The organism is Arsenophonus apicola (assembly GCF_020268605.1).
Classification (GTDB): Bacteria; Pseudomonadota; Gammaproteobacteria; order Enterobacterales; family Enterobacteriaceae; genus Arsenophonus; species Arsenophonus apicola.
In genome coordinates, this window is sequence record NZ_CP084222.1 from 2,850,294 (window position 1) to 2,863,041 (window position 12,748).

The following is a 12,748-nucleotide window of genomic DNA, read 5'->3' on the forward strand; positions in this document are numbered from 1 at the left end:
TTTTTACTATTACATTACATATTCAGTTAGTAAATCGCTATTTAATTTTAAGAAGGTTTGTATGTCTAAAAGTATCCGTTCTGAAGAAGACCTATTAGGTAAACGAGATGTACCTGCTGAAGCCTATTATGGTATTCATACATTGCGTGCGATCGAGAATTTCTATATTAGCGACCGAACTATTAATCATGTACCCGAATTTATTCGTGGAATGGTAATGGTAAAAAAAGCAGCGGCAATGGCAAATAAAGAATTAAAGACCATTCCACAAAAACAAGCAGATGCAATTATTAATGCCTGTGACGAAATTTTGAATAAAGGCAGGTGCATGGATCAGTTTCCAGTAGACGTCTTTCAAGGCGGAGCTGGTACATCTTTAAATATGAATACTAACGAAGTTCTGGCTAATATTGGTCTTGAATTAATGGGGCATAAAAAAGGTGACTACCAATATTTAGATCCCAATGACCATTTAAATAAAAGCCAATCAACCAACGATGCCTATCCAACCGGTTTTCGAATTGCCGTTTATAACTCTATTACTAATTTAATTAAATCAATTACCCTGCTGCAAGAGGGTTTCGAACAAAAAGCCAACCAATTTAAAGATATTCTTAAAATGGGCCGCACCCAATTACAAGATGCTGTCCCTATGACTGTAGGACAAGAATTTCATGCATTTGCCACATTACTAAAAGAAGAAATAAAAAATTTACATCGCGCTAGTGAATTATTACTCGAAGTTAATCTGGGTGCCACCGCAATCGGAACCAGAGTCAATACCGCTGCCGGTTATCAAGAATTAGTGGTAAAAAAATTAGCTGAAGTAACGGAATTGCCCTGCATTCCGGCAGAAGATTTAATTGAAGCAACTTCCGACTGTGGTGCTTATATTACAGTACACGCTGGGCTAAAACGCTTAGCGGTTAAGCTATCAAAAATTTGTAATGATCTTCGCCTGCTCTCTTCCGGCCCGCGTGCTGGTTTAAAAGAGATAAATCTACCGGAGTTGCAAGCGGGTTCATCTATTATGCCAGCTAAGGTCAATCCGGTTATCCCCGAAGTTGTCAATCAAGCCTGTTTCAAAGTTATCGGCAACGATACGTGTGTTACTATCGCGGCAGAAGCAGGACAATTGCAATTGAATGTGATGGAGCCGGCAATCGGCCAAGCCATTTTTGAATCTATTTCATTAATGAATAATTCTTGCCGGAATTTACTGGAAAAATGTATTACAGGCATTACTGTCAATAAAGAAATTTGCGAAAAATATGTTTTTAATTCTATTGGCATTGTTACTTATCTTAATCCATTTATCGGTCATCATAATGGCGATATCGTCGGAAAAATATGCGCTGAAACAGGTAAAAATGTTAAAATAGTGGTATTAGAGCGAGGTTTACTAACAGAAGAGCAATTAGACGATATTTTCTCTGTTGAAAATCTAAAAAATCCTCAATATAAAGCGAAACGCTATGATGATTAAATTAGCATGTTAATTATAAAAATTAATTCGTCTTAATTTTTAAGGCACGCTCTCTGTAAAGAAGCGTGCCTTTTACTTTAGGTTTATACAAAAAATAAACAAAATATTATCAATTATATTAAGGAGTAAACATTATGTTAGCCGTAGAATTTATTATTGTTCTGCTGGCCATCTTTCTGGGAGCACGACTAGGAAGTATCGGTATAGGCTTTGCTGGCGGACTTGGTGTTTTGATGCTGGCAATGTTAGGCGTAAAACCAGGAACAATACCCTATGATGTTATTTCAATTATTATGGCGGTTATCGCTGCTATCTCTGCCATGCAAATTGCCGGCGGATTAGATTATTTGGTTGATCAGACAGAAAAACTACTGCGTAAAAATCCCAAATACATTACCATCTTAGCGCCAATCGTGACCTATTTTCTGACTTTATTTGTTGGTACCGGTAATATTTCATTGGCAACATTACCGGTTATTGCAGAAGTTGCTAGAGAAAATGGGATTAAACCGTGTCGACCCTTATCAACAGCGGTTGTCGCGGCACAAATCGGCATTACCGCATCACCCATCTCTGCGGCGGTGGTCTATATCGCTTCAATTATGGAAAATCCGGCTATGGTTAGTCATACCACTAGCTATATTAGCTTACTAGCCATTCTATTACCGGCAACTTTTTTAGCTATTGTAATGATGTCATTCATTATTTCTTGGTGCTTTGATTCTAAACTTGCTGATGATCAAATTTATCAGCAACGTTTAGCCGCCGGATTAGTAGAATTAAGAGGCTGTCAGGCTAAAAAAATTAAAGCTGGCGCGAAAAAGTCAGTGTTATTTTTTTTGCTAGGCTTGATATGTGTGGTTATTTTTGCCATGATTAACAGCCCCAGCCTTGGTCTAATTGAAACACCACTAATGAATACGACCAATGCAATTCTGATTATTATGTTAAGTGTAGCCACCCTTATCACCCTAAGTTGCCAAGTTAAAACAGAGGCCATCTTAAATTCCAGTACCTTTAAAGCCGGTATGAGTGCCTGTATCTGCATTTTAGGCGTAGCATGGTTAGGCGACACCTTTGTCCAAGCTAACATTGACTGGATCAAAGCTACTGCCGACCAGCTTATTCATAATCATTCATGGATGTTAGCGGTGATATTTTTTATCTGTTCTGCGCTACTCTACTCTCAAGCTGCAACGGCTAAGGCATTAATGCCAATGGCATTAGCGTTAAACGTCAGCCCATTAACCGCTATTGCTTCTTTTTCTGCGGTTTCTGGTCTGTTCGTTTTACCAACCTATCCAACTTTAGTTGCTGCCGTTCAAATGGATGATACCCGTACGACGCGCATTGGTCGTTTTGTATTTAATCACCCATTTTTTATTCCTGGCACAATAGGAGTTTCTTTATCCGTCCTGTTCGGCTTTTTGTTTGGCAGCATCATCCTTTGACTTTGCCAAAATATGATTCAAGGGCCTAAAGTCCTTGAATTTTTATCGTAATAATTAATATTCTTTAAGCAAAATTAGACACTAAAACTTTTCCAATCCATAAACAGTAGGTTATAGTTCAATAATTATCTTATTTTAAACTTAACACCTATTTTAAAATCCATTATGCAGAGACGTCTTCATGTTTTAGGCTACTTACTACTACTTTGTGGGACATTCCTTTTATCAACCACAGCATATGCCATTTTTGAAAACGGAGGAATGAATCGCTTGCTCTCTGCGGATCAAGCTTTCTTGTTTGATTTTGAACAAAAAGAATACAAATTGATATTGAATTGGCAAATACAGCCCGGCTATTATCTCTACCAAAAACAGATTAAATTTCAGCCCAGCCATGCCAAGCTCGGTAAATATCAATTACCAAAAGGAAAATATCATGAAGATGAATTTTTTGGTAAAACCGTTGTTTATTATAATAATTTAGTTATTAATATTCCTATTATCCGTGCCACAGATCAAGCCAGTATTGAAGTGAAATATCAGGGGTGTGCGGCTGCCGGCTACTGCTATCCACCGGAAACCATAATTATTCCTCTTAACACCGTCGTTGCCACAAAAAAATCGCCAGCCAGCGGTAAATTTGTTCAATCAAATCCTAACGCATCAGCGAATAAAACGGCGTACGAAAAAACAGAACAACCCTTTTCACCTTTATGGGCACTACTATTCGGTATTGGTGTTGCCTTTACTCCTTGCGTTTTACCCATGTACCCTTTAATTTCAGGCATTATATTAGGTAAGCAACGCCCGAAAAGTGTAACAAAGATCTTTTGGTTAGCTTTTAGTTATGTGCAAGGAATGGCTCTCACTTATACGCTGTTGGGGCTAATTGTGGCAGCGGCCGGTTTATCATTTCAAGCTGCACTTCAGCACCCCTATGTTTTGATCATAATTTCTGCTCTATTTATTCTACTGGCATTTTCCATGTTTGGTTTCTATAACCTACAGCTACCTTCTTCACTACAAACAAAACTGATTAATTGGAGCGACCACCAAAAAGGGGGATCTTATTTTGGTGTATTCATTATGGGTGCCCTGGCTGGACTTATCTGTTCTCCCTGTACCACTGCGCCACTTAGTGCTATTTTGCTTTATATTGCCCAAAGCGGAAATATATTAACAGGAGGTTTAACACTTTATCTATATGCATTAGGTATGGGGCTGCCACTCATTGGCATAATATTATTTGGCCATCGACTACTTCCACGTAGCGGTCCCTGGATGCAGTATGTTAAAGAAGCTTTTGGCTTTGTGATCTTAGCATTACCCATTTTCTTACTGGAACGAATTTTTGGTGAGATCTGGAGTCTTCGCTTAACCAGTTTATTAATGACTTCATTCTGCATATGGGCACTGATTCTATTACTTAAGAAACATAGCGGCTGGGCGCGTATTGGTCAGATGTTATTTTTACTATTAGCTATCATCGCAGCACAGCCACTACAAAATGGAATTTGGCAAATGTCTGCCATATCACTTCCGCAAGAGCCGTTAGACTTAAAATTTAAACAGGTAAAAAACTGGCAGGAAATCAAACAAGCAATCAGCAATAATAGTGGCAAAATTGTTATGCTTGATTTTTATGCTGACTGGTGTGTCGCCTGTAAGGAATTTGAAAAATACACCTTTCGTGATCCTAAAGTGAAAAGTAAGCTGGATAATATGTTATTACTACAAGCCAATGTGACAGAAAATAGTGCTGAACAAAAATCCCTTTTGCAATATCTCGATGTCTTTGGATTACCCACTATTATTTTCTATGATGATAAGGGCAGTGAATTACCCAATTCCCGGGTTTATGGTTCCATGAATAGCAAAATGTTTTATCAGCATCTAGAAAAAATTACACAACAGCAAGGGAAATAGACATGCAACGTGAGCAAGTACTGAACTCGGTACTACAACTGTTAGAACAACAGGGCCTTAGCGGTAATAGAGAGAGCCTACTAAAAAAACTTAATGTTGACGTTAATCAGTCGCGTCAATTTTGGCCAGATGATGAAGCGCTGCTTTATGATTGTTTACGCTACCATAGTCAACAGATTGCAACCTGGCAACGACAACTACAACTGAATGACAAACTTTCGCCGGAAGAAAAACTATTAGCCCGTTATAACCAGTTAGCCCAAAAAGTTACCGATAATCGCTTTCCTGGCTGCCTATTTATCGCGGCCTGTAGTATTTTCCCCAATCCAGAGCATCCTATTCATCAACTAAGTGAACAGCAAAAACAATTGTCATTTAATTTTAGCCTCGAGCTACTAAGGCAATTAGATATTGACGACAGCGAACAAGTTGCTAAGCAAATGGAGCTGATTTTAGAGGGTTGTCTGAGCAAATTACTGGTTAAGCGAAATATTGCAGATGTTTTGATCGCCAAGCTATTGGCAGAAGATATATTAACGATGGCAAAATGCAGAAAGCATGATGCTTTAAATTAAAAAATAAGCCAAAAAAAGAGAGTCATTATTTTGGTTTAAAAAAACAGCAAATAAGCATAATTTAGCGTTTTTTACCGGAAATACATTGACGACTTGGGTGGAATAAGGTTTAATGCGCCCCGTTGCCCGGATAGCTCAGTCGGTAGAGCAGAGGATTGAAAATCCTCGTGTCGGTGGTTCGATTCCGCCTCCGGGCACCACGTTGCTAACAAGCTGCATTGAAGCTAACTATGCCAATGCCCGGTTAGAAACTTGAGTGCCCAGTTCATCTTTGAGTAACTTTATCACTTTGTGATTTATAGTTGCGTTTAAGCTACTAAGTAACAGGGTTTGCGGTTAACATACACCCTTACCAATCACTATCCATATTTACTTCTTGTTGGCGGTCTTAGTCAAGTTAACCAGGAGCAGTACCATATGCTGCATCTTTAGCCGCATCACTCACTAAAAAATCAGCTACCATCCCTAACTATATTAAACCTTTTATCTGCATGCTATATCCTTTAATATATTGCGTACGGCGCAACTAATCTACCTATATTACCGACAACAATATTCAAAATATTGATAGCGGCAAAGCCCAAGGAGACGCTCCATAAAATCCCAAAATCCTACGCCAAAAACGGCGATGGCTCTAAGCGTCGATGAAAATGAAAAGCTACATTCTTATGTTTATTGACGATTGTCCATTTGCGAACAGCACTGGCGGCAACCTATATTGTCCACCAGCAACACTGAGCATGACGCTATCAGGCTCTGAAGGTTCAAATGAGGCCATGGACTCAACAAGGTGTTCAACATCACTATCTATCAACTGAAGGTGACGACTGCTCGAGAGATCAGGCGATAGCAATGTAGGTTGCACAGCAAAATCATTTTCCGGCCTGTTAACTATTGCAGGCGGCTCAATACTTCTACGCCTGCGCGCACTATCTGCTTGATCCGGCTCAGACGTGTTCGCTGTCAACGGATCTTGCTCAATAACGGTCAACTGATCAGGTGATGGCACTACCACAGGTTCTACCGTCGGTACCAGCGCCGGTGTCGGCTTAGCAAAAAGAAAATCGTTGGCATCAAGCTGAGCAACATCCAGGGTATCAAGATACAGTAGCTTCACATTCGCGTCGGGGCCATTTGCGCCTTTTAAGAAAACATCAACACCATGGATCTGCGATAACCCATTGATGGTCGCACGATTATTCTTAACAATAATCAGTTGGCTAAAATCACTGATGCCAACTTGGCGCAAGTCAATTTTATCAATACCGTGCCGAAATCCTCTTAATGCATTCTGGTAATCATTAATGCCCTGCTGGGCTTCTACCACAAATACATCTGATGCTGCACTATCACGACTATAAATGGTTCCAGCCAGACTAAATTTCATCTGCCCTTGCGCATCAAGATTAAAATGGATCCCATCACCACCACCTTTGAGAAGCACCGTCCCCAGAGCTGCTTGTGATTGGATCGCAGCAGCATGGCTACTGGTATAAGTAGCTGGCGCAACAAAAGTGGGCTGGAAATTGAAATTCTTAGCACTGATCCCTGCAACAGTCTGTTTTTTTAAGGTAACACTCTGTCTATCACCCAAGTCAACTTTAACATCCTCCCCTTGTTGAGTTAGCCGCAAATCAGTAAATTTTTTGCCACCAAATCCAACCAGATTAACGATCTCTCCACGAACAGCCTCGAAATTGCCGATAACATCACTGCCTGCAGCGCGACGATGAACGACAAAGAAGTCTTTTCCCTCACCGCCCGTTAAGCTATTATTCCCGCGACCACCATTAAGCAAGGCATCCATTTTCCCTGCCACCAGGGTATCATTGCCATTACCGGTAATGATATTCTGGATTTCTGCCGGACGGTTGATATTCAACTCGCGTCCACCAATACTAGCAACGCCTGTCAATAAGTTAACTGACGTATCTTTCGCAACCGCAGCCGCATTAAGGGTATTACGTCCGCCGACGACGCCATTGACAGTATCATCCAGTATAGCGCGACTAGCTTGATCGCTGACCAATTGAGCATACTCATCGGTGTAAAAGTAAGTATTATCTGGCGTGCTTTTACTACCGTACAAACGTAACGACCAGGATTTTAAGGTGACCGGCAAACCTGAGCTCTCACTGGTCATCTGCAAAGTCCAGTTACCGGCTGAGTTTTCAGCAAAATCATGGGTTGACATAAAACGATATCTGAAGCTGCCCGATTGACTGCTGCCCTTATCGCTGGTACTAGCGCCCGGCATACCGGTTGGGATTTTGCCCTGACGATCAAGTAATACACTCTGCGTGCCATCAGGCGAGATCAGTTTGAGCGTCAGATCGCCAAGACGACCCACATCGGCATCAAAATCGATTTCAATATGTTCAATATTTAGCCCCGCTTGCATCGCAATCGATGAGGTCAGCGTTTTGCCGGCGGCCAAGGTTTTTCCAAGCTTATCACTGGAGGCACTGTAAACATACTCGTTAGCGGCAGTGCTTTGTGTCATCCAAGATTCAGCCAGACGGACAGCCGCGCGGGCATCAACGGCACCAAAACCATAATCATGACTGGTATGCATTCCGCCGCCATTCCAGTGCTGCGCTTTATTGTCATGCCATTTGGTCGTGGGGTCGTTAATTTTACGCGCGGACAGAGCAAGGATCTGCTGTACATCCCGATAACCAAGGTTCGGGTTAGCATCTAGCATCAACGCCACAATGCCGGAGACTATCGGCGTCGCAAAACTGGTACCTTGCATGCTGGTATAATCATTGCCAAAAGTGGAACCCCGTTCCGTTTTCAGCATATGGCTGGTCGACACCACGTTGCTTCCAGGGGCGGAGATCAGTAAGCTGGCGCCCGGATTCGAGAACGGCGAGGAGCCTATGTGTAATGTCGACAAATCAGCTTGAGCATTGATAGCCCCCACCTGGACAGAAAAACGGTTATTGTTGGTCAATGATCCCTGCGCGCTGCCACCTGCCGCCCGATTATTACCGCCGGAGGTCACAATAACCGTCCCCAATCCACCACGACCATTAGCCGCCGCATATTGCGCATTCACACTGAGCGACGCCGCCGTACTTATACTGCCATCCGGGAAATTACTGAGGGCGAAATCGTTGGCAAATCCCCAACTATTGTTGGCAATGTCAAAATTGGACATATGTCCCAGTCCTGCTAAGTCGGCACCGTCATTAGCCAGATAATAGCCGCCTAAAGTAGCACCATGGGCAACCCCTACGCCACCTTTGTCGTTTTTCGCTGCCACCATCACACCCGCTACCATTGTCGCATGGTTGGAAACCATCTCCGGCATGGTTCCGTTAGTCTGATGAGTCTGCTGCCAGCTTTTATCGACATTGGCGACCAGATCAGGGTGAGCAATATCAAAAATTTCCGGCGCAGTGGCAAACTGACCACCTGGCTCGAACTGACCAATGCGCACCCCTTTACCAGTGTAATCCTGCCAAACTGGTAAAATATTGGCATCACTCAGATACCATTGTTGAGCGGCCAATGGATCAAGCGGCACCTCCGGCGTCAGTAGCGTAGCAACCGCCCGCATCGGCGCAGTTTTGCCGCTCGCTAAGTCCATGACTGATGCCGAAGGGTTACCAGCAGCATCAGTGACGCCATATTTAAAACTAATCAGACCCGAGTAAGTCGCATCCGGGGTAAACGAAACATCGCCCTGGCTGGTAAGAGTGACTTTGCCACCGATCGCATCGCCAACATGGGTGATACTTAAGTTACCCTGACTGTTAAGACGCTGATCGTTAGCCAATAGAGTGGAGGCCGAAATCAGATGCGTACGAGTACGAGAAAAAACCTTACCCTCCTTGTCATGGGTGAGAACATCCTCGACAGGCATCGCATTCGGCGTTTGTAAGTCAACCGCTGAAATATCGGCAAAATTGAGTTTGTGTATGTTCTTTAGCGTTACCGTGCCATCACGCCCAGCAACCTTATCAGCGATTTGATAGCCATTGTCGGTTCGAGTGATCCGATAATCACCGTGATTACCATGCAGGCTGACGATATTAATCCCCTCATCGCCATCAATCATGGCATTCCCATGGCCAACCTCAATAACATCATCGCCGACACTGCCGAAAATCATATCCGCTCCGCCACCAGCATATATAATGCTGCCGCCTTTGGAGGCATAAATTTTATCCCCTTTAGGTCCGGCATAGATAACCGACTTACCGCTCCCGCCAATCAAGGTATTATGCCCACTGCCACCGACCAGCACATCATCACCCATGCCACCTATCAAGGTCGAATGACCAGAGCCGCCTTTCATAAAGACACCATTAGGCCCGCCACTGATGATGGTATCATCGCCACTGCCACCTTCAGCAATCGTTAAACCAGCTTGATCCATATCTAATATCATACCTTGGTTACCGGTGATAATGACCATATCCTGTCCGCCGTTACCATGAATATTTTTGCTATCGTCAGAGGCGCTGATAACAAAAACATCGTTACCCGCACCACCAACATAGGTATTACTGCCAGCACCACCCACCAGCCAACTGCCTGTTTTAGCGGCAATTAACTGGTCATCACCACTGCCGCCATACAGGTTGCTGACACCCAATTTATCTGCATCCAGCGTTTGCGCGCTGTCACTATGACTAGCGTAAGCCGTGGTCGTGATATGGTTAAAAGTCGAAGTCACCCGTGTCCCCAGTCCTTGAGTCGTTAGTGTGTTGCTGACCGGATCAGCGACAAAGTCAACCGCTAACATTTCCCGCGTCTGATCTTGCATCATAAACGATCCACTGGCAACCACCCGGTTACCGTCACGGACTTCGCTTTTACTGGCTGACCGAACACTAATCTGACTGATCCCCAGTTCAGTCAGGGTCTTGAGCTCTCCCGCATCAACTTTGGCATCGTGGCTAACGTCAAGCCAAACCCGTAACTGCTGCCAGATAGGATCACGCTTATCAATCACGCCATCTTTATTGCTATCTTCACTGTCCAAGGCGGCAAAACCATCGGCAAATATTTTTTCGCCCGCCGCCCCGTTGCCACCGGCGCGACCACCATAGTACTCAGAGAACATTTGGCTGACATTTTTTATCTGACCGCTGCCATCGTCAATCACCAGTATGCCAGTTTGCCTATCTGCCCAACCGGTACGTTTAAGCGTGCCACTGTGATCCATATCGAATAACACCCCGTCGCGCATGTCGGTCATGTGCACGCCCTGACCACTCAAATCCAGTAACAGTGGGTCAACATAGGTATTGAAGGTTGTCCGTGCGGATAAACCGTTCAACATGGCAGCGTTTTGTAGACCGACGTCCAGTTTACAGGTATCACCGGGGCGGAAATAGGGTTTGCCGGAGCTAAAGAGGGATGGTTTATAGAACTCGGACAGATAAGCATTCGGTCGGACATTGGTATCCAGTTGTACCGCACCGGGTCGAATGCCGCCGGTCGCCAAACTGGCCATCTGAGAAGAGCTGAAGTCGGTTTTACTAAGTATATCGCCATTGGCAGATATCTTGTGGGTCGGGCTATTTTGAATATAGCCATTGCTCACATTCTGCTGCGCTTGGTTTTCAGCCTGGATCTGTTGCTGCGGTTTTGGCGTAGGATTAATATCAATCTTAATCATACTTTTCGGCGGGATAGGCAGCGGGCCGTTACTACTGATCGGCATAAGCCAGGGCGGCGTATTCATCGTAATATTAGGAATTCTTTTTTCGTATTTATCCCCATTACGGATCAGATCATCCCGAATAATAAATGCCCCCTTTGTTATTAACATCGATTTTAAAGAGGCCGGGTTATGATTAGGCAACAGATTGCCTTCAAAACGCTGACCGTTGTAGCCAATGGAGTTTAAGGAGTAATAGACAAAATCGACACAACTGTTGGCATGCACGCTATATTTGGCAGGATCAAATCCGCCTGATTCTGGTGTTTCTGAAAACTCTTTTAATTTATAATACTGCTCTTTGCTTAAGGTCAGGGTGACTTCATAAGAGGTCTGTTGGTAAGCAGCATTGTCAGTATCCGTTACCCACCCTTCGCCAAAAGGTTCGCCAAGCCTTGATTCAAAACCATAACTTAGCTCCTCGCCTTTGCCGTCACTTAACACATACCACATATGCCCGCCAACGGAGGAATCAATATCGCCCGCCTTATGCTTCTCCTTATCGGCTTGATAAATATATTTGGCTCCCATCGGTGCCACTTTATAGGTAACGGTATATTTTTTATTCATATTTTACTTCCTTGTTAACAGAACACTTCGGTTAAATTTTAGGATCAAAATAGGTGACGTTAACAAAACTTTCGATCCCGTTAAACAGCGCAACATCTTCCAGTGTGCTAATCACCACCGAATAACGACCGGGAGATAACGAAAAGAATTTAATATCCCGCACGGCGGTATTTAGCCTTCTCTCCTGTTAATCGAAAGCCAGCCCTCCATCAGTTCCCTGCGTATTGATTATCTCGTCAAAAAAAACCTGACCATCCTTAACGATCCGCAGCGAAATGGGAATTATCACCCCGGTCTTATCAATGCCACGGAATAACTCAAGCCGCCTAAGCACTTCTTCATAATCTCCCCCTTTATCAAATAACAGAGCAAACAGATAGCCCCCCTGCTTTTTAATTTCAAACTCAACCTTAACCGATTGACCAGCGCGGGTTATATCAATCGGCCGGTAGATACTAATATGTTCAGTACAGGCCACCAGCCAGACACTACTGAACAAAAACATTATTGTGCGCCACATGCTAACTCTTAACTGTCTCGCGAATACCTTCATCTTGTTACTCCCAGCAAAAGCAAATGATGAGAAAACATTCACTGTTAGTTTGTTAATTCTACGCTGGCTTGCTACCCGCTTTTAATTAGTAGCAGGTTTGGCTTTATCCGTTACTTTCCCTGCGCCAAAAGGTTCACCACCCTTTGATTGCAGAACCCTAACTTTGCTTCTCGTCTTTTCCGCCACTTAACAGATATACCCACCAAATCAGCAATCAATATCGCCCATTTGTTGCTTGCTTTTATCAGCCCGATAAACAAATTTGCCCATCGGTGCTACTTTATAAGTGATGGCATATTTATTTTACAGACAGATTATTTGTTACTTTTACCCAACTAATGTTAATTTTTTGATCATAATAAGCTAACTCAACAAAACTCTCGATAGCTTTAAACTCCGAAACTGCTGTACTGGATAAAATTCAGACATTTTGTTAAAACCAGGCCTTTAGCTTAAATACCAACGACAGATAGAAACAAAATTAGGGCAAAAATAGGCAGGCTCAGTTGG

The 12,748-nt window shown here is 43.3% G+C and carries 5 protein-coding genes, 1 tRNA gene and 1 pseudogene; 5 read left to right on the plus strand and 2 right to left on the minus strand.

Annotated features, from left to right (window positions below; all coding sequences use genetic code 11):
* The first annotated feature begins 61 nt into the window (after positions 1–61).
* From aspA to LDL57_RS13540, 5 genes are all read left to right on the plus strand, one after another.
* Positions 62–1,486 (plus strand): aspartate ammonia-lyase, encoded by a 1,425-nt coding sequence (gene aspA, locus LDL57_RS13520; protein ID WP_180559460.1) that lies wholly within the window; start codon positions 62–64, stop codon positions 1,484–1,486.
* Positions 1,487–1,620: 134 nt separating this feature from the next.
* Positions 1,621–2,937, plus strand: coding sequence for an anaerobic C4-dicarboxylate transporter (locus LDL57_RS13525; RefSeq protein WP_225505964.1), 1,317 nt, complete (start codon positions 1,621–1,623; stop codon positions 2,935–2,937).
* 165 nt (positions 2,938–3,102) lie between these two features.
* Positions 3,103–4,863 carry a protein-disulfide reductase DsbD gene (locus LDL57_RS13530; RefSeq protein ID WP_180559458.1) on the plus strand — a complete coding sequence of 587 codons (1,761 nt, stop codon included), beginning with the start codon at positions 3,103–3,105 and terminating at the stop codon, positions 4,861–4,863.
* Positions 4,864–4,865: 2 nt separating this feature from the next.
* Positions 4,866–5,438, plus strand: coding sequence for a division control transcriptional repressor DicD (gene dicD / locus LDL57_RS13535; protein WP_180559457.1), 573 nt, complete (start codon positions 4,866–4,868; stop codon positions 5,436–5,438).
* Between the two features lie 124 nt (positions 5,439–5,562).
* Positions 5,563–5,638: transfer RNA gene (locus LDL57_RS13540), tRNA-Phe, on the plus strand.
* A 458-nt stretch (positions 5,639–6,096) separates the two neighbouring features.
* Here LDL57_RS13540 and LDL57_RS13545 read toward each other — a convergent pair.
* Together LDL57_RS13545 and LDL57_RS13550 are read right to left on the minus strand one after the other, a co-directional pair.
* Entirely contained in the window at positions 6,097–11,568 is a 5,472-nt protein-coding gene (locus LDL57_RS13545) for an SPM autocatalytic domain-containing protein (protein WP_225505973.1), read from the minus strand.
* Between the two features lie 148 nt (positions 11,569–11,716).
* Positions 11,717–12,238 (minus strand): annotated as a pseudogene (locus tag LDL57_RS13550) (DUF5625 family protein).
* Positions 12,239–12,748: the final 510 nt, after the last annotated feature.

Excerpts from the sequence above, each read along its gene's own strand:
- aspA (WP_180559460.1), top strand. The coding sequence starts at position 62 with ATGTCTAAAAGTATCCGTTCTGAAGAAGACCTATTAGGTAAACGAGAT.
- LDL57_RS13525 (WP_225505964.1), top strand. The coding sequence starts at position 1,621 with ATGTTAGCCGTAGAATTTATTATTGTTCTGCTGGCCATCTTTCTGGGA.
- LDL57_RS13530 (WP_180559458.1), top strand. The coding sequence starts at position 3,103 with ATGCAGAGACGTCTTCATGTTTTAGGCTACTTACTACTACTTTGTGGG.
- dicD (WP_180559457.1), top strand. The coding sequence starts at position 4,866 with ATGCAACGTGAGCAAGTACTGAACTCGGTACTACAACTGTTAGAACAA.
- LDL57_RS13545 (WP_225505973.1), bottom strand. The coding sequence starts at position 11,568 with ATGTGGTATGTGTTAAGTGACGGCAAAGGCGAGGAGCTAAGTTATGGT.